The organism is Bacterioplanes sp. CLAM21 (genome assembly GCF_059641015.1).
Map to the genome: position 1 here is coordinate 2,933,860 of NZ_CM184929.1, position 17,439 is coordinate 2,951,298.

At 52.1% G+C, this 17,439-nt stretch carries 16 protein-coding genes and 1 riboswitch; of the genes, 2 read left to right on the top strand and 14 right to left on the bottom strand.

The window, feature by feature from the left end; genetic code table 11:
• Positions 1-50: 50 nt before the first annotated feature.
• The 14 genes from AC55FS_RS13310 to AC55FS_RS13375 form a co-directional block, all read right to left on the bottom strand.
• Positions 51-1,829 carry an ABC transporter ATP-binding protein gene (locus AC55FS_RS13310; RefSeq protein WP_496932742.1) on the bottom strand — a complete coding sequence of 593 codons (1,779 nt, stop codon included), beginning with the start codon at positions 1,827-1,829 and terminating at the stop codon, positions 51-53.
• Positions 1,826-3,568: an ABC transporter transmembrane domain-containing protein gene (locus AC55FS_RS13315; protein ID WP_496932743.1), complete on the bottom strand. Its 1,743-nt coding sequence runs from the start codon at positions 3,566-3,568 to the stop codon at positions 1,826-1,828. The genes AC55FS_RS13310 and AC55FS_RS13315 overlap by 4 nt, the downstream gene beginning before the upstream one ends.
• Before the next feature lie 203 nt (positions 3,569-3,771).
• Positions 3,772-5,205, bottom strand: a complete 1,434-nt coding sequence (locus AC55FS_RS13320; protein WP_496932744.1) for an alanine/glycine:cation symporter family protein — start codon at positions 5,203-5,205, stop codon at positions 3,772-3,774.
• A 436-nt stretch (positions 5,206-5,641) separates the two neighbouring features.
• Positions 5,642-5,893 (bottom strand): hypothetical protein, encoded by a 252-nt coding sequence (locus AC55FS_RS13325; RefSeq protein WP_496932745.1) that lies wholly within the window; start codon positions 5,891-5,893, stop codon positions 5,642-5,644.
• Positions 5,894-5,971: 78 nt separating this feature from the next.
• Positions 5,972-6,442, bottom strand: a complete 471-nt coding sequence (locus AC55FS_RS13330) for a DUF6586 family protein (RefSeq protein ID WP_496932746.1) — start codon at positions 6,440-6,442, stop codon at positions 5,972-5,974.
• An 11-nt stretch (positions 6,443-6,453) separates the two neighbouring features.
• On the bottom strand, positions 6,454-7,026 hold the full coding sequence (locus AC55FS_RS13335; RefSeq protein ID WP_496932747.1) for a YfaZ family outer membrane protein: 573 nt from the start codon (positions 7,024-7,026) through the stop codon (positions 6,454-6,456).
• A 170-nt stretch (positions 7,027-7,196) separates the two neighbouring features.
• Positions 7,197-9,098, bottom strand: a complete 1,902-nt coding sequence (gene htpG, locus AC55FS_RS13340; protein ID WP_496932748.1) for a molecular chaperone HtpG — start codon at positions 9,096-9,098, stop codon at positions 7,197-7,199.
• A 109-nt stretch (positions 9,099-9,207) separates the two neighbouring features.
• Positions 9,208-10,743, bottom strand: a complete 1,536-nt coding sequence (locus AC55FS_RS13345) for a thiamine phosphate synthase (protein WP_496932749.1) — start codon at positions 10,741-10,743, stop codon at positions 9,208-9,210.
• Positions 10,736-11,554 carry a thiazole synthase gene (locus AC55FS_RS13350; protein ID WP_496932750.1) on the bottom strand — a complete coding sequence of 273 codons (819 nt, stop codon included), beginning with the start codon at positions 11,552-11,554 and terminating at the stop codon, positions 10,736-10,738. Before AC55FS_RS13350 ends, AC55FS_RS13345 begins: the two co-directional genes overlap by 8 nt.
• Entirely contained in the window at positions 11,547-11,747 is a 201-nt protein-coding gene (thiS, locus tag AC55FS_RS13355) for a sulfur carrier protein ThiS (RefSeq protein ID WP_496932751.1), read from the bottom strand. Before thiS ends, AC55FS_RS13350 begins: the two co-directional genes overlap by 8 nt.
• Positions 11,744-12,865 (bottom strand): FAD-dependent oxidoreductase, encoded by a 1,122-nt coding sequence (locus AC55FS_RS13360; protein ID WP_496932752.1) that lies wholly within the window; start codon positions 12,863-12,865, stop codon positions 11,744-11,746. The genes thiS and AC55FS_RS13360 overlap by 4 nt, the downstream gene beginning before the upstream one ends.
• Before the next feature lie 2 nt (positions 12,866-12,867).
• Entirely contained in the window at positions 12,868-14,739 is a 1,872-nt protein-coding gene (gene thiC / locus AC55FS_RS13365; RefSeq protein WP_496932753.1) for a phosphomethylpyrimidine synthase ThiC, read from the bottom strand.
• Between the two features lie 99 nt (positions 14,740-14,838).
• A riboswitch (TPP riboswitch) is annotated at positions 14,839-14,943 on the bottom strand.
• A gap of 93 nt (positions 14,944-15,036) precedes the next feature.
• Positions 15,037-15,471: a PaaI family thioesterase gene (locus AC55FS_RS13370; protein WP_496932754.1), complete on the bottom strand. Its 435-nt coding sequence runs from the start codon at positions 15,469-15,471 to the stop codon at positions 15,037-15,039.
• Positions 15,468-15,947, bottom strand: a complete 480-nt coding sequence (locus AC55FS_RS13375; protein ID WP_496932755.1) for a PaaI family thioesterase — start codon at positions 15,945-15,947, stop codon at positions 15,468-15,470. The genes AC55FS_RS13370 and AC55FS_RS13375 overlap by 4 nt, the downstream gene beginning before the upstream one ends.
• 201 nt (positions 15,948-16,148) lie before the next feature.
• On the opposite strand from AC55FS_RS13375, the gene AC55FS_RS13380 reads away from it, so the two are divergent.
• The gene (locus AC55FS_RS13380; protein ID WP_496932756.1) at positions 16,149-16,952 is read left to right on the top strand and encodes an acyl-CoA thioesterase; all 804 of its coding nucleotides are present in this window, start codon (positions 16,149-16,151) and stop codon (positions 16,950-16,952) included.
• A gap of 111 nt (positions 16,953-17,063) precedes the next feature.
• Positions 17,064-17,438 carry a response regulator gene (locus AC55FS_RS13385; RefSeq protein ID WP_496932757.1) on the top strand — a complete coding sequence of 125 codons (375 nt, stop codon included), beginning with the start codon at positions 17,064-17,066 and terminating at the stop codon, positions 17,436-17,438.
• The last annotated feature ends 1 nt before the right edge of the window (position 17,439 follow it).

Here is a 17,439-nt window from a genome sequence, read left to right on the forward strand (position 1 = left end):
TTTGAGTATAGAGGCCGCCACTGCGGTGGCCTGCGTGAGCTAAGACACGGTCAAGTAAGTCCTGTTGTTTTCTCTTCGCTGCTATCTATTGCCTGCATCGGGTCGCGTCGTTGTTGCAGCTCATACATGTGTTTGTACAAACCTTCAGCAGCCATCAAGTCTATGTGGCTGCCCTGCTGCTGAACTCGTCCCTGGTGCAATACATACAGACAATCTGCATCCTTGACGGTACTTAGCCTATGGGCAATCACGATGAGCGTGACTTGGCCACGCAGCTCCATCAAGGTTTGCTGAATCAAAGCTTCAGTGTGGCTGTCAATATTCGCGGTGGCTTCATCCAGAATAAGAATACTAGGCTGGCGCGCCAGGGTGCGAGCCAGACTTAATAGCTGGCGCTGGCCGGTACTTAAATTGCCGCCGCGTTCTGTGAGTTGGGTTTGATAACCCTGTGGCATGGCCATAATGGCATCATGCAAATGCGCCTGCCGCGCCGCCTGCTCAACCTCACTATCAGTTAAGGTTAAATCTAGGCGAATATTGTCTGCCACGGTGCCGGAGAAAATAAAGGGGTCCTGTTGCACAAAACCAATTAGCTCGGCCCGCTGCTGTTTGCCCAGCGCCATTAAGTCGCTGCCGCCAATGCGAATATGGCCATGCTGCAGTGGGTAAAAACCCATCAATAACGACATCAGTGTACTTTTACCAGACCCCGTGTGGCCCACCAAACCGACAAACTCACCGGGCTTCACCTGCAAGTGAATATCGCTTAACACATCTTGCTTACCGTCATAACTAAAGCGCTCAATAGCAAAGTCAATCTGGCTATCACTCAGTGGCTGATACTGCTCTTGCAACTCATCATAAGGCTCACGCAACAGCTCAAATACACGCGACGCTGACACCAGTGCCTGCTGAGCCATATTCAAACGAGAGGTCATATCAACCAAAGGCTCGGTTACCTGCCCCATGTAATTAACAAAAGCGTAAATAACACCCACTTCAACGGCGCCTTGAGACGACAACTCAATAATGCCAAAGCCAAACAATAATACTGCCAATAACAAGGTATAAATAAAGTCGATCAACGCGCGTAGCAAAAAGCCATCAATGGTAACGTTTTTCACTTTGGCCTTGTAATGATCGGTACTGGTCTGCTGAAAAGCACGCGCAAATGTCTGCTGCTGATTGGTCAACTGAATCACGCTCATGCCCTGAATGCCTTCATTCAGACGCGCATTGATATCGCTCAGCAATGACCGCACACGCATAAAAATGGGCGTCGACAAGCGCTGATAAATCACCATGATCATGATGACTGTCGGCACCAAAATAGCGCCAATCCACATTAAGCGCACATCCAGCACCGCCATCGCTACCAAGATACCAATAATGCGCACTGTGTTTTGCACAAATGTGGAAATCACATTGACATACAAGTCTTTGATCGCTTCGGTATCATTGGTAATACGACTGATCAAACTGCCAGTCGAGCTACGATCGAAGTATGCCATTGGTAGTTTCATTACGTGAGCAAACACTTGTTCACGGATGGTTTGCACCACATTTAAAGCAATATGATTAAAGCGCAACGCCTGCCAATAGAAAGTAGCCGCGCCAATTAACTGCGCCACAATATACACCACCGCCAACGTGGCAATAGGGCCTACCGTCCATACTCCAGGCGTTACATATTCATCAATAAATACTTTGATCAAATAAGGTCCTGCGACACTGGCCGTGGTTGCCAACAACAATAAAAAAAATGCCTGCACCAGCAACGGCTTATAGGCCATGGCGTAGCGCAACAGGGCAAAAAACGTTTGTTTCATCGGCCTTCCTCCACCGCCTGTTCCAACTGCTGGTAGTCGTACGTTTGCCGATACCAACCTGCTTGCTGCAGCAATTGTTGATGGTTTCCCGACTCCCGCAGCTGGCCTTTATCCAACACGATGATCTGATCAGCTTCTTCTACTGCACTGAGGCGATGGCAGACAATCAAGGTGGTTTTGCCGGCACGTGCCTCGGCCAAATGAGACAATATTTGCTGCTCGGTGCGCACATCCACGGCCGATAAGGCATCGTCCAAAATCAAAATGGGAGCATCCAACAACAGCGCACGGGCAATGGAGATACGTTGTTTCTGCCCACCTGATAAGGTCACACCGCGTTCACCCACCTCGGTTTGATAGCCATCAGAAAAACGTAAAATATCGTCATGCACTTGCGCCACTTTTGCCACCGCTTCGATCTCTTCCTGGCTGGCATCGGGCTTAGCCAACGCAATATTTTCGCCAATGGTGGCAGAAAACAAAAAAGCATTTTGCGGTACCGTAGCGATATGAGAGCGTAAATTATGCAAACTCAGCGTCTCAATGCCATGACCACCAATACGAATATCAACACCCTCAGCCTCTTCACTGCGTAATAACAGATTCAGTAGAGTAGTTTTACCCGCGCCAACCGGACCAACAATGCCTAATAATTGCCCGGCCGGCAGCTGCAAATGAATATTTTCCAGTGCCTGGGTGCCATCTTTATAAGCAAATGATGAAATGGCCATATCCAAACTCGGCGGTAGCCGATGAGAAATACTGCCGTTATCTTCGATTTCAGGCTTCATATTTAGCAGTTGCTCAATGCGGGCGTAGGCGGCACTGCCCCGCTCTACTAAATTTAACAGCCAACCCACCGCGAACATCGGCCAAATCATAAAACCAAGATACAAGGTAAATGACAGCAACTGGCCAACGGTTAACTCACCTTGGTGAATGAGCCAAGCACCACCAGCGACGCTTAGAAAAAAGGAGAAACCAACACCCAGCTGAATCACCGGGTCGTATTTGCTGTCGGTTTTTGCTACCGCCTGGTTGGCGCGATTGGCTGCCGTTGCAATGTCATTAAACTGTTGCTCTTCAACGTCTTCACGACCAAATGCACGCGTTAAACGTAATGCCGAAATACTCTCTTGCACATCGTCATTCAAATCGCTGAAGCGCGCCTGAGCATCGCGAAACGAATCATGCAATTCATTGCCAAAACGCCACATAAAAAAGCCAACGATAGGCCAAGGAATCAATGCTAGCAGCGTCAGCGGCCAGGAAATAAACACCGTCATGACCACCAGCACAATAATGCCCGTCAGCGCACCATCAAACAGCGCCAACACGGCTTCGCCAGCGGTCATTTCCAGCGCTTGGATGTCATTGGTAGAACGAGCCATCAAGTCGCCGGTTTTAAGCCGCTGAAAGAAACCAGGCGCCTGACGAGTAAGGTGCTCAAATACCGACTGCCGTAGTTGATTTGCCAACTTAAAACTGGCACCAAATAAGGCGATACGCCACACCACACGCAAGATGTACTCAACAGTGGCCGCCGCAGCCATGATCCCCAAGTATTTCCACAGCAAGGCTTCTGTCAGCTCACCGTTGCTGATTAGATCCACCACCACCCCGATCAGCCAGGGGGACACCATCGACAGCAGGCCAACAAAAATAAGCGCAACAACGGCAATACCGTAGCGCCGCCATTCCTGTTTAAAAAACCACAATAATTTCAGAAAAACTGACACACCAAACTCCGTTTGCGCCAACGTCCGCGCTCAACACACCTAAGAAGCTTTAACCAGTAGCCATCGGCGGGTAGGTGCTTAAGCGGAAAGAAAAAGGGGCAAAAGGATACTATGTCTAGCGCCGATAGCGTAGACGCATCGTGTCAGCTTAGGCTAAAGACGGGATAAATGGCTGCAACAGGCTGTTGCAGCCAGAGGGTCATTTACTTCCAGGCTTCTGGATCGAGCTTGTCTTTCAGTTTAGGGAACTTATGACGATCAAACTCGGGCAGTTTTCCAGCCTTGCGCTGAGACTCGTAGTCTTTCAACAACATCATAGCGATAGGCATCAGCAGAATAATGGCGATCAGGTTAATCAGCGCCATCATGCCCATCGACAAGTTAGCAAAGCTCCAGATCAAGTCCAAATCAGCCACCGCACCAGCCATGATCATGCCCAGCACCAACAAGCGGAACAACAATAACCCAACACGGTTGCCAGTGATGTATTCCAGGTTGGCTTCGCCGTAGGAATAGTTGGCAATCAGCGAGGTAAAGGCAAACAGGAAGATGGTAACAGCGATAAACTCTGCACCCCACTCACCAACACTGCTAACCAGCGCTGCCTGAGTCAGCTCGATGCCTTTAAGCTCACTGCCCGGTTGCAACATGCCAGATACCAAAATAATGGCAGCCGTTGCGGTACAGATAACCAGAGTATCAATAAAGACACCCAACATTTGCACATAACCTTGGGCCGCTGGATGGTTTGGCTCTGTGGTAGCCGTCGCCGCCGCATTCGGCGCTGAACCCATACCGGCTTCGTTAGAGAACAGACCACGCTGAATACCACTTTTCATGGCTTCGGCAACGGCATAACCTGCGACACCACCAGCCACTTGCTGAGCAGCAAAAGCTTGCGAGAAAATCGCTGAGAATACGTCCGGCAGCTGATCAAAGTTCATCACTACCACCACCAAAGCGACCGCCAGATACAGCAGCGCCATCACGGGTACCAAGACTTCTGCGGTGCGCGCCACAGAGCGCAAACCACCAAAAATCACCGGCGCACTGATGGCGACCAGCACCAGACCAACCACCCAGGTATCAATGCCAAACGCGGTGTGCATTGCGCCACTAATGGTGTTGGCTTGGGCACCGTTAAAGGCCAGACCAAACGCGATCATCAAACAGATGGCAAATACAATGCCTAACCAGCGCTGGCCTAAACCTTTTTCAATGTAATAGGCCGGACCACCGCGGAAAGTTTTATCATGGTGAGAGACCTTGTAAGTCTGTGCCAGAGTCGATTCAACGAAGCTGGTAGCCATACCAACAATGGCCGTCATCCACATCCAGAAAATCGCACCAGGGCCACCAATGTATAAGGCCATGGCAACACCAGCCATGTTGCCGGTACCAACACGAGCCGCCAGGCTGGTAGTTAATGCCTGAAACGAGGTAATACCACCGTTTGCACCATCACGACTGCCCATCACTAGCTGGAACATATGGCCAAAAGCGCGCACCTGCACACCGCGGCTAACCAGGGTGAATAATGCCCCGGCACCTAATAATAAAAATATCAGCACATAGTCCCACAACAGGCCGTTGCCAACATTTAAAAATGACTGAAATGCTTGAATCAGTGTATCCATAGCTCGCTTCACTTCTCGGTTAAATGCATGTTTTACCAACCCAAAAAATCAGGTTGGGAAGCGTCCGGATCAGCAAAAAGCAAGCGTCACTCATAACTGAAAATTGATAAAAATCAATTACCTGCAACAGTAATGTTTGCTTTTTCCTGAACACAGTTATTTAGCCAGAAGGCGACATTTCGCCCACGGCCGAATCACAGGAAGGCGCGGATAATACCCAAAGGAGCGCAAGAGTCATACCCGAAAATAACGAATAAACCGGTATTTTTTATCAGACTAACGTGGCACACATAGCCAATTAATTAGTATTACTTAAGTAGTTTCAATGGATAATAAAAAGCAATCCGGCCAACTACCCCAGTGTAAAAACCGTAGTTTCGTGCAGGCAAAAAAAAGCCCTGCAAATTAGGCAGGGCTTCATTATCGCCTGTCGCTATTAATGCAAGTGGGTAGCCTGAGCATGCACCTCAAAATCATCTCGCTCGACATCCATACCGGACAACTCCCCTACTTTGCGCACCCCGGCTTCGATCATGGCCCGCGCCACATCAACATGATGCGCTTCCAGACTCGCCTTGGCGTCATCAGAAAAATGAATACTGACCAAGGCATCTCCGTCCTGCTCGTCGGCACGACGCAACGCAAAATCACCATTGGAAAGTTCGACTATCTCAAAAAAGCGTGCCATATCCGCCTCTCTAGGTTGGGCGCGCGAGTTTACCACACTCGCCCAGCCTGACGCCAAGCTCGCAACACCTGACAGCCGTCAAGACTCCTGACGGTTTTCCCGCTGGCGCTCAATGACATCAACAAGCTGCTGATACCACTGAAAAACCTCGCCTCCCGACTGCTGGCGAACAGCAATCAAGCTAGCATCACGCGCGACGTCGCTGACTGGCAGGTTTGCTGACACAGCTGCCTGCAAGCGATCATCGACAGCCTGCAAAAAGGTGCTCAGCCAGGAAAAGTTATCCTGCTCTAATGCCTTAAGCTCTGTCATTTCACCCGTTGCCAGCGAAACTTGTTGCAATAACCCAGATAAGCTGTCGACCCGCGCCGGATGCTGTACGGCTTCGGCTAGCTCATTGAGGTAACACACATAGGCATCGCGCAGGTGATACAGCGCTGACGTTTCTAATGCCTGGGCCAAGGCCTCGGGCTGAGCCTGTTCTATTTGCTGCATCAGCAAACGCGCCTGGTACAGCTTATGATTAGTGAAACCGAGCCATAACGACATAAACGCCTCCGCTAAAAATCGAATTTAAAGCCAAGATGAAAGCCTTCACCCAGCTTAAGCCTATCATCACGATCTTCTATTCGAATGCCGGTATAGCGATAGCCAGCATAAACGCGGGCGGTAGGAATCAGTGCATATTGCAGCCGCACGTCGCCATCGAGCAGATTCTTGGTTTCTGAGAAAGACACCACCGGCGGCGCATAATAGCCATAGCCAGCCACACTCACGTCCGGCAGAGATGGAAAACGATAACGGAAAAAACCGCCCATCCCTAAGGCACCGCCGTCGTCCTTGCGACCATCATACAAGTAGGCGTTGATACCCAGGCCAATATACAAGTCACTATTGTTGTTGCGCACATCCACGGCATGCAGCCCTAGATTGACCATATTGCCATCGTCGGAATCGTGCTGATAAGCCGCACTGATGTGCAAACCAGATCCCAACCGGGTGGCATCATAAGCTAAACGAGCAGTATGGTCGGACAGGCTCAAGTCCAAAGAGCCACCGGCTTGGGCGAGGGCTGGCGCCAGCAGTACCAAACAAGCGGCACGGCGACAGAATGAAACGAGAGGAAAAGTCATTAAAGACAGGCTCCGATTACAAATACGACTGGCCGCATCATAACCAGAGGCCCATCACATTGCCATGCCCGCCTCAGTCCCCTTCCATTAGGCAAATGCCACAAGGTTTTTAGAGATTGTGACAAAGCTTGGCCGCCTGCCAATAAACAGGCGGCCAGAAGGAGCCAATATTACTTCATCAGCTCCAGCAACAGAGCGTTCAGTTTGGCAACATACTCGGCCGGCTGTTTCAGCTGGCTGCCTTCTGCCAGCTGCGCTTGAGCGTGAATAATGCGTGCCAGATCAGCAAAACGCTGCTCATCTTGCTCCGCATCCAGGCGCTCGATCAGCGGATGAGACGGATTCACTTCCAGTGTGGTATCGGGCTCAGGTACATCCTGACCGGCGGCTTCCAGCATACGACGCAGGTGGCCACCCATATCGAACTGACCCACGACCATACAGGCCGGTGAATCGGTCAAACGCGTGCTTACCCGAACATGCTTCACCTCACCTTCTAATGCCGTTTGCAGACGCTCAACCAGATCCTTGTGAGTTTCTTCTAGCTCTTTTTGCTGCTCTTTTTCGCTGTCATCGGCCAGTTCGTCCAGGTCCAGCTCACCTTTGGTAACGTCCTGGAAGTTCTTACCGGCATACTCGCTTAAGTGGCTGACCATCCATTCATCAACACGGTCCGTCAGCAGCAGTACTTCGATACCTTTGGTTTTGAAGTACTCCAGGTGTGGACTGCTGATCAAAGACTCATAGCTGTCGCCGGTAATAAAGTAGATTTTGCTCTGACCTTCGCGCATACGCGAAATGTAGTCATCCAATGCCACCACTTCTTTATCACCATCACCTTTGGTGCTGGCAAAGCGGAACAAAGCAGCAATCTTTTCTTTGTTAGCAAAATCTTCTGCTGGGCCTTCTTTTAATACTTCGCCGAATTCATTCCAGAATTGCTGATATTGCTCGGCATCATTTTTCGCCATTTTGCTCAGGGTATCGAGTACACGCTTCACCAGCGCGCTGCGCATGCTTTCTACCTGGCGATCTTGCTGCAAGATTTCACGCGACACATTGAGCGACAAATCATTTGAATCCAGCACACCTTTAACAAAACGCAAATACAGCGGTAAGAACTGCTCGGCGTCGTCCATAATAAAGACGCGCTGCACGTACAGCTTCAGACCGCGTGCGGCTTCGCGATTCCACATATCAAACGGTGCTTTGGCTGGAATATACAGCAGACTGGTGTAATCCAGTTTCCCTTCAACTCGGTTGTGCATCCAGGTCAGTGGTTCGTTCCAGTCATGAGAGACGTGCTTATAAAACTCTTTATAGTCTTCATCTGACAAATCAGACTTACTGCGGGTCCACATGGCCTGGGCCTGGTTTACCGCTTCTGGCAGTGCTTTTTTGTCGCCGTCTTCATCATCACTGTTAACTTCTTGCGGCAAAAATACCGGCACAGCAATATGGTCTGAATATTTTTTAATCAGACTGCGCAGACGGAAGGAATCGGCAAATTCTTTTTCGTCTTCTTTTAGGTGCAAGGTAATACGGGTACCACGGCGCTCTTTTTCTATGTCTTCGAGGCTAAATTCACCTTCACCACGAGACTGCCAACGCACACCACTGGCTGCATCGGTTCCCGCACGACGTGTTTCTACCGTCACTTCATCAGCAACGATAAAGGCAGAATAAAAGCCCACACCAAATTGGCCGATCAACTGCGAATCTTTTTTATCGTCGCCGCTGAGTTGGCTCAAAAACTCAGCGGTACCAGACTTTGCAATGGTACCTAGATGATTGATGACGTCATCGCGGTTCATGCCAATGCCGTTGTCTTCAATCACCACAGTGCCGGCGTCAGCATCAAAATCAATGTGCACCGCCAGATCACTGTCGCCTTCATACAGGCTATCGTTTTTTAAGGCTTCAAAACGCAACTTATCGCAGGCATCGGACGCGTTTGAGACTAACTCGCGCAGAAAAATCTCCTTATTGGAGTACAGCGAGTGAATCATCAAGTGCAGAAGCTGTTTGACTTCCGTTTTAAACCCCAGAGTCTCTTTACTGGCTGCGGTCATGGGTTTCGCTCTCCTCAATCTACGGCTCAATCAAAAAAACGCTGCAGCCACCAAGGCTGCATTCTCTAGTGAATGCAAAGGTGGGGTCGGTTCAAACAATTTCAAGGGCTTAGGCTGTGACTCTCGACCATAATGCTCGAAAGCTGGCATGACGTTCGACCAGACCGGCATCCGGGCTCAGTGCTGTGACGATGGCACAAGAGTCCACACCGCACGCCAGCACATCAGAGATATTGTCTTCCGTAATGCCGCCAATACAGGTCAGCGGTAAATGGGGCCGCAACGCCTGCCACCACCGAGTCAGACTCGAATACCCCAGCGGTGGGTACTTCAGCTGCTTAGAAAGTGGCGGGTGCACAGGGCCAAAAGCGATGTAACTGGGCCTAAGTTGCCAGGCCCTAAGTACTTCAAAATCGGTATGAGTGCTAATACCAAGACGCAATCCAGCCTTAGCAATGGCCGATAAATCAGCACTGGCAAGATCTTCTTGCCCCAAGTGCACTCCATACGCCCCCAGTTCTATAGCGGCTTGCCAATCATCGTTGATATACAGGGGCACCGCCGCTTGCTGGCAGCACTCAATGGCTTGCTGCATCTGCTGCCGATGAGCCGGTCCTGGCTGTTTTACTCGCCACTGCAAGGTATCGACGCCCAACGACAGCAGCTGCTGTAACCATTCCAGATTATCCACTAGACCATACAAGCCCAAACTGGTGGGCTGTTTGGCAAACTCAACACTGGGGCAGCTTGTCGTGCGTATGGTTGGCCAAGCCGCTGCAGGCAGTTGATACCAGTGCCAGCTGCGATCTGCGCCAATATGGTGATAGCCACTGTCGCGTTGACTGGGCTGTTGCAACCACTGCTGCATACATACAGCCGCCTGAATCACGGCATCATACAACCGTTGCCCTTGGGCCAAAGCTGCCGCCAACACAGCACTGAAATGACAGCCACTGCCATGCACCGAAAAAGGCTGGCGCCGCTGTTGCAGCTGAAACATAGGCACAGCCGCTTGCTCAGGAAAGCCCTCACACGCTCTGGCATATACCCGGCTGATGAGCTCATCAGCTGCCATCGAGTCTGATTCTTCATCGCCGCCGGTGACCACCACGGCATGACAGCCGCAGCACAATAACGCCTGCGCCTGCTCAGACTCATCACCGCGAATACCAAGCCAAGCAGCCAGTTCCGCCAGCTCAAGTCGATTGGGCGTCACCACCCGACAGCATGCCAGCCAAGCAGACAACTCGGCTCGACTAGGCGCCGTGCTACTTAGCCCTCCCTGACTAGCGCTTAGCACCGGGTCCCACACCACCACAGAGCCGTGCAGCTTTTGCGTCAGCCAGGGCAGCCATTGCCGTAGGTCAGCCAGCCAGCCGACCCGCACGGCATCGGCCGGCCCGTCTAATAACAGCGCCTGCCATTGCTGCTCAGCAAAGCTCAACGGCAGCGGCTCAACAGCGCGCACGCCATAGCTGCTTTGCGCCGTGACCGCGCTCACCAATACCGTCGCATCGACGGCCATCAGTGCAGCGACCTGTGCATCGGCATGCAGACCGGCTCCGCCACTGCTGTCACTGGCGGCAATGGTTAATAATCGCGGACGCGGTGTAATCTCTGACGAAGTGACTCGCGGGTTAGTCATCAGCCGCCACCTGATGCCAAAACGGCATTCCCAACGTAGGCGTCGATGCTGACGCCTGATTTTGCTCCACCATAGGGCCTGCCAAATACGCCTGGCGGCCGGCAGCAACGGCGCTGGCGAAGGCCTGAGCCATCATCACCGGGTCCTGAGCTTTGGCCACTGCAGTATTGAGCAATACCGCATCAAAGCCCATTTCCATCGCTGCCATCGCCTGGGAAGGTCGACCGATACCGGCGTCAATAACCAGAACAGCCTCCGGCAGCCGTTCTCTCAGCTGCTGTAACTGATGGCGATGTTGCAGGCCTCGTCCAGTGCCAATGGGCGCTCCCCATGGCATCACGGCAGCGCAGCCAAGCTGGTGCAGTTCGCGACACAACACCAGATCATCGGTGCAATAAGGCAGTACGCTAAAACCATCGCTGAGCAAGCGCTCAGCCGCCTTGAGCAGTTCGACGGGATGGGGCTGCAAGTTATAGTCATCACCAATGACTTCGAGCTTGATCCAGGAGGTTGCAAATAACTCCCGCGCCATATGCGCCAGCAATACTGCCTCATCAGCGCTGTGGCAGCCAGCGGTATTGGGCAGCAAGCGACATTGGCTGTGCTGCAGATGCTGGCGCAGATAGTGCCAATGATCGTTGTCCGCTAGCTGCTGTGCCGTTTGCCGTCTCAGTGACACGGTCACCATACCCGGCTCAGCGGCGGCAATGGCCTGGGCCATAATGCTGGGCGACGGATACAAAGAACTGCCCAACCACAAACGGCTAGCTATCGATTGCTTCGCCACCGTCAAAGTATTTTCCTTAACCACCGGTAATTGCTCCTAAAATATCGACCTGATCCCCGTCGTCCACAGCGGTATCGGCCGCTTGATTCCAAGGCACAATGCGCTGGTTTAAAGCAATGACACAGCGCTGCTGCGACTGATAACCCAGCTGTTGCAGCAGCTCAGCTAGGGTAGTCACGGTGAGCGACTGTGTTTGACCGTTGACGGTTACCTTCATGCTCTGCCCTCCAACATAAGCTCTGGATTGACTGGCTTGCCGCCATCGGCGAATGGCAGTTGTAACGGCCAGTTCAATTGCTCCTGCAACTCTTGTAACAGCGCCGGTGCCTGCAAAAAGCCGTGACGAAACAGCCCATTAATGCATACGCAGTTGCCGCTTTGCTCAAAGCGCGCAATGTGATCGGCGTAGGCTGGCCTGAGGTTGGCATCGAGTTCCAATATGCGCGCTTCCGCCAAGGCCGGATTGATACTGTAGAGCGCACTGAGCATCTCCAGTGCCGAGCGCACACTGACCGGACTGTTATCCTCGCTTTCAATTTCCGTGGCGCCAAGAATGTAGCGAAAGCGCCCCATCGGCGACGGCTTGGGCACCAAGTACAAGCTGTAACGCGGATGCAGCAAGCGCACCGGGCGGCTCAATCGCACCTGTGTGGTTTCGATCCAGCACACTTCACCGCGCACCGCTCTAGGCTTCTCCCCAGTTACCAGATCCCGCGCTCCTATGCCGCGACAATCGACCAGCAGATCTGCTTTAAGCTGCTGATCAGCGCACCAATAATGGCCATCCGCCTGGTGTATGGGGGTTTCAAAACAAAAGTCTGCGCCATAAGCCGCGGCCGCTTGTTGCAGTGCCGTCAGCAAGGTGCGGTTATCCAGATGCAGTTCAGTTGGCACATAACAGCCTTGGCGAAAGCGCCCCGCCAAGGCAGGCTCTAGCTGAGCAATGGCTGGCTCATCCAGCCAACGCACCTGATCTGAACCAATCTGATGGTGCTGCAATGTCTGCCGCCATTGATTCATCAGCGCAGCGTCCAGTTCATGGGCCAGCAACACAGTGCCCGACCGGCCTATGGCGACCTGCAGGCCAGTTTCTTGGCTGAGCTCCCTTACCAACTGCGGCCACAGTTCTAACGAGCGCAAACCGCGTTGATAAACCTGATCGGCAGCGACGCCACACTCACTGATGGGTGCCACCATGGCCGCAGCCGTGTGCGCAGCACTGTCAGGTTTATGCTCACTTGCACGCTCATAAACCGTCACCTCAGCGCCGCTTTTGGCCCAGCGCCACGCCAGCAGACGCCCCATCAAACCAGCGCCTAATATAGCAACCTGCATGGTCACACCTCTGACGTTGCTGCCGGTTGATACAGCTCACTGCCTTGTTGTCGAAAGCTGTCGGCCATCTCCGCCATGCCCTGCTCTAGCTCACCATTTGCGGCGGCCTCACGCACTTCCTGGGAAATTTTCATAGAGCAGAATTTAGGCCCACACATGGAGCAAAAATGCGCTTGCTTATGGCCTTCTTTGGGCAGGGTTTCATCGTGAAACGCGCGTGCGGTATCCGGGTCGAGAGCGAGGTTAAACTGATCTTGCCAGCGAAACTCAAAGCGCGCCTTTGACATCACGTCATCGTGCCATTGAGCTGCAGCAATGCCTTTTGCCAAATCCGCCGCATGGGCGGCAATTTTGTAGGTAATTAGCCCGGTTTTAACGTCATCTTTATTGGGCAAACCCAAATGCTCTTTCGGTGTGACATAACACAGCATGGCGCAGCCATACCAGCCAATCATCGCCGCCCCTATACCCGAGGTAATATGATCGTAACCAGGGGCAATATCCGTCGTCAGCGGCCCTAAGGTATAAAATGGCGCTTCTCCGCAGTGCTTTAGCTGCTCATCCATATTTTCTTTAATCAGGTGCATGGGCACATGGCCCGGCCCTTCAATAAAGGTTTGCACGTCGTGCTGCCAAGCAATTTTGGTCAGCTCGCCTAAGGTCCGTAATTCCGCCATTTGTGCTTCGTCATTGGCATCGGCAATTGAACCAGGACGTAACCCATCGCCCAAAGAGAAGCAAACATCGTAGGCTTTCATGATGTCGCAGATATCTTCAAAGTGGGTGTAGAGAAAGCTTTCTTGATGGTGCGCCAAACACCATTTGGCCATGATAGATCCGCCGCGACTGACGATGCCGGTAACGCGATTCGCCGTCATCGGAATAAAATGCAAACGCACACCAGCGTGAATGGTGAAATAATCCACACCCTGCTCCGCTTGCTCGATGAGCGTATCGCGATACAGCTCCCAGGTTAAATCCTCAGCTACGCCACCGCATTTTTCCAGGGCCTGATATAAAGGCACTGTACCAATCGGAACCGGTGAATTGCGAATAATCCATTCGCGTGTTTCGTGAATATTATCGCCAGTAGACAAGTCCATCACAGTATCGGCACCCCAGCGTGTCGCCCATACCATTTTTTCCACTTCTTCTTCGATCGATGACGTCACCGCCGAATTGCCAATATTGGCATTTACCTTAGTGCGAAAGTTACGGCCAATAATCATCGGTTCACTTTCAGGGTGATTGATATTATTGGGAATCACTGCTCGTCCGCGAGCAATTTCATCACGCACAAATTCTGCGGTGACGTAATCTGGAATATTGGCCCCAAAACTCTGCCCTGGGTGCTGACTGGTATGGTAGCGGGCGAGCTGCTCGCGGTTTAAGCCGAGGTTTTCGCGAATCGCCACATATTCCATTTCCGGTGTAATAATACCTTGTCTAGCGTAATGCAACTGCGACACATTGTGACCTGCTTTGGCACGCAGAGGCTTGCGTTTGTGTTGGAATTTAACCGCTTCCAAGGCGATGTTTTGATCGCGCACACTGGCATAGCTCGACGAGAATTGATCCAGCTGTTCGCAATCCTTGCGTGCGTCTATCCAAGCCTGGCGTTTATTATTGAGCCCTTGGCGTACATCAATATTCTGTGTAGGGTCGGTATAAGGACCCGAGGTGTCATACACCCGAATTGGTGCATTTTCTTCTGTGCCATTGGCTGTTTGTGTTGGCGATAAATCAATGCGACGCATTGCTACAGCAATGTCATGTAGCTCACCTGGCAGGTGAATTTTTTGCGACGCAGGAAAAGGCTGGGTTGATAAGGCATCAACTTGCAGTTGTGCTAAAGACGTTGTTTTTTTAGTCATTGCCGTGCTCATATTTGTCAGAAAAACAAATGGCAGGCAGCGAAGGAAAAGCAGCAGAAAGTGTGCGGTCATCGAAGCGAACGACAGAACTGTCTGTCAACAACCGTCGTTTCTGTTCCCTACGCTGGCGCTAACCAGATCAGGTTCAACGGGATCCGCAATTGCGATCTCAGCCCCTCATTTAGGGCACCCCGACAGAATCGACAGCAGAGTAACGTAAAGCGCTGACACTGGCCAGCCCTTTGCAGGCTAGGCCATAGTGTTTTTACATGACCTAAGACAATCGACTGATAGCGCTCAGCGGGTCAGCAAAAAATGCGCTCTGGCGGTGGCAATCGGCGTCACCCGCTCAGCCTGCCAGGCGGTAATAGCGACGTTCGCTACCCGGCTGCCTTGGCGCCAGACTTGGCATTCAGCAAAGGTGTCTTGATGACGGCCAGCACGCAGATAATCGAGAGAAAAATCGATCATTTTCGGCATAGCCAGTGTTTCCATGGTCATTAACAAATGCAGCGATGCCGACAGCTCCATAAAACCACCAATCACACCACCGTGAATGGCGGGTAAAATAGGGTTGCCAATATTGTCGTCATTTTTTGGCAGTTGAAATAATACGTCTTTACCAAAGCGCTGAAACTGCAGGCCAATCAGGCCAGCATAAGGAATGGCGTCAACCAAGGGCTGAAAATCACCATCGTCACGAGCCTGTTTTAAAATCTGTTCAAAGCTCATGCCGCCCCTCCTTGTTCAATGCGGGCGCGAAACTCAGGTGGCGTCATATTTTCACCAATGCGCATAAAAGTGGCAGCACAGCGAGCGATTAAATCACGTTCGCCGTCGAGCCATTGCACCACCTCACATTCGGTAAACACCACACTCGACGCCACTCGGGTCACACGAGCTTCGGCCAGCAAATCCACATCGGGTGTCGCCGCCTTCATATAATCCATGCGCAAATCCAACGTCGGACACAGCTCAAAGCCGGGCAAAGTAGCAAATACGGCAGTGCCGCAGGCGGTATCCATCAAGGTGGTCAAACTGCCACCGTGAACAACACCGGTCGCTGGATTACCGACAATGCGTTGATCATAAGGCAAGCGCATGATCAGGCTGGCCTCATCGGCCTGTTCAACCGTCAGCCCCAACACCTGGCAATGCCGCAGCGTGGCGACAAAGCGTTCAGCGCGTAACGTTAGCGACAGTGACATACGTTTCTCCTGTATGAAAAGCAGGCGTTATACCGGATTTTTTCGTAGCTGTAATGATGCAATGTCATCTGCCTGCACCTTTGACCAAATACCCTTGCCTAACAACGCAACAGACTGTCCCGGCTGAGGAAACGACAGACCCGCTTTAGCACACGTATGATAGAGGCTTTTCACAGACTACCGATATTTATGACACAGCCTATGTCATTGCCAGATTATCTGACGCTGGCCACTCAACAAGACGAACTTTGCATTGACGCCAGCTGGGGCCAAGGACGTACCACATTTGGCGGCATGTCAGCGGCATTGCTGTTGCAGCGCATCCTGTCTCAATTACCAGAAGCGGTGCCGTTACGCGCCCTGGCAGTACAATTCTGCGGCCCCCTGTTGTGCAATCAGCCGTGTCGATTGGACGTTCGCGATCTGCGCTCAGGTCGTAGCGTCAGCCACTGGGAAGCCGAGCTGTATCAAGATGGTGAAGTCGCTACCCGGGTCAATGCCTGCTTTGGCCAGGAACGCAGCTCAGAAGTGGACATCAGTGCTCCCACCTTGGACGTCGGCGAGGCTGGCGCCGGGCAGGCCATGCCCTACATTCAGGGGCTGACCCCGGAATTTGTACAACACATCGACTTCACTTATGTCGATGGTGGTTTTCCCTTTAGCAACAGTCCGCACAATCATCTGCGTGGCTGGATGCGCTTGAAAGATCCAGCCGCACGTATAGATACACCTCAACTGGTGGCCTTAATAGACGCTTGGCCGCCAGCATTGCTGCAAAAGCTGAAACAACCTGCGCCCTGTGCCAGTATCAGCTGGAATTTAGAAATCATTGCTCCACTTGAGCTACTAGACGATATCGCGGGTGATGAATGGCTCTATTACGACGTTGATATTCGCCAAGCCCATCACGGCTACGGCCATACCGAGGCCCGCATCGCCCGCTCTGACGGCACCCTATTGGCCCTCAGTCGCCAACTGGTGGCGGTATACGATCAACGCAGCTGATGGATGTTATAAGTGGCCATCAGTGGCCACTTTATTCCTTCGTTGGGTTGCTGAAGCCAGCCTCAGCATCTACACCTGTAACAGGAAATTCGGAAGTGAACTGTCCCTGTTATGGCTACCAATGTATTGATCTGTGACGATTCCAGCTTCGCGCGCAAACAGATGAAACGCGCCCTGCCTGACGGCTGGGACATCGAAGTGCACTTCGCCTGTGACGGTGTTGAGGGCGTAGAAGCCATTCGTCAAGGCAAAGGAGAAGTGGTGTTTTTGGACCTCACCATGCCCAACCTAGACGGTTATGGGGTACTGGAGACCATCCGCCGCGAAGATTTGCCTGCCATGGTGATTGTGGTGTCTGGCGACATTCAACCTGACGCCCAAGAGCGGGTACGCAAACTCGGCGCCATGGCATTTATTAAAAAACCCATCGATCAGGAAAAGGCCCGCGCCGTCCTGACTGAATACGGCATCATGACCGGAGCTTAGT

What these genes read in the sequence shown, in the direction of transcription:
- AC55FS_RS13310 (WP_496932742.1), bottom strand. Translation starts at nt 1,829, where the DNA reads ATGAAACAAACGTTTTTTGCCCTGTTGCGCTACGCCATGGCCTATAAG.
- AC55FS_RS13320 (WP_496932744.1), bottom strand. Translation starts at nt 5,205, where the DNA reads ATGGATACACTGATTCAAGCATTTCAGTCATTTTTAAATGTTGGCAAC.
- AC55FS_RS13325 (WP_496932745.1), bottom strand. Translation starts at nt 5,893, where the DNA reads ATGGCACGCTTTTTTGAGATAGTCGAACTTTCCAATGGTGATTTTGCG.
- AC55FS_RS13330 (WP_496932746.1), bottom strand. Translation starts at nt 6,442, where the DNA reads ATGTCGTTATGGCTCGGTTTCACTAATCATAAGCTGTACCAGGCGCGT.
- AC55FS_RS13335 (WP_496932747.1), bottom strand. Translation starts at nt 7,026, where the DNA reads ATGACTTTTCCTCTCGTTTCATTCTGTCGCCGTGCCGCTTGTTTGGTA.
- htpG (WP_496932748.1), bottom strand. Translation starts at nt 9,098, where the DNA reads ATGACCGCAGCCAGTAAAGAGACTCTGGGGTTTAAAACGGAAGTCAAA.
- AC55FS_RS13345 (WP_496932749.1), bottom strand. Translation starts at nt 10,743, where the DNA reads ATGACTAACCCGCGAGTCACTTCGTCAGAGATTACACCGCGTCCGCGA.
- thiS (WP_496932751.1), bottom strand. Translation starts at nt 11,747, where the DNA reads ATGAAGGTAACCGTCAACGGTCAAACACAGTCGCTCACCGTGACTACC.
- AC55FS_RS13360 (WP_496932752.1), bottom strand. Translation starts at nt 12,865, where the DNA reads ATGCAGGTTGCTATATTAGGCGCTGGTTTGATGGGGCGTCTGCTGGCG.
- thiC (WP_496932753.1), bottom strand. Translation starts at nt 14,739, where the DNA reads ATGACTAAAAAAACAACGTCTTTAGCACAACTGCAAGTTGATGCCTTA.
- AC55FS_RS13370 (WP_496932754.1), bottom strand. Translation starts at nt 15,471, where the DNA reads ATGAGCTTTGAACAGATTTTAAAACAGGCTCGTGACGATGGTGATTTT.
- AC55FS_RS13375 (WP_496932755.1), bottom strand. Translation starts at nt 15,947, where the DNA reads ATGTCACTGTCGCTAACGTTACGCGCTGAACGCTTTGTCGCCACGCTG.
- AC55FS_RS13380 (WP_496932756.1), top strand. Translation starts at nt 16,149, where the DNA reads ATGTCATTGCCAGATTATCTGACGCTGGCCACTCAACAAGACGAACTT.
- AC55FS_RS13385 (WP_496932757.1), top strand. Translation starts at nt 17,064, where the DNA reads ATGGCTACCAATGTATTGATCTGTGACGATTCCAGCTTCGCGCGCAAA.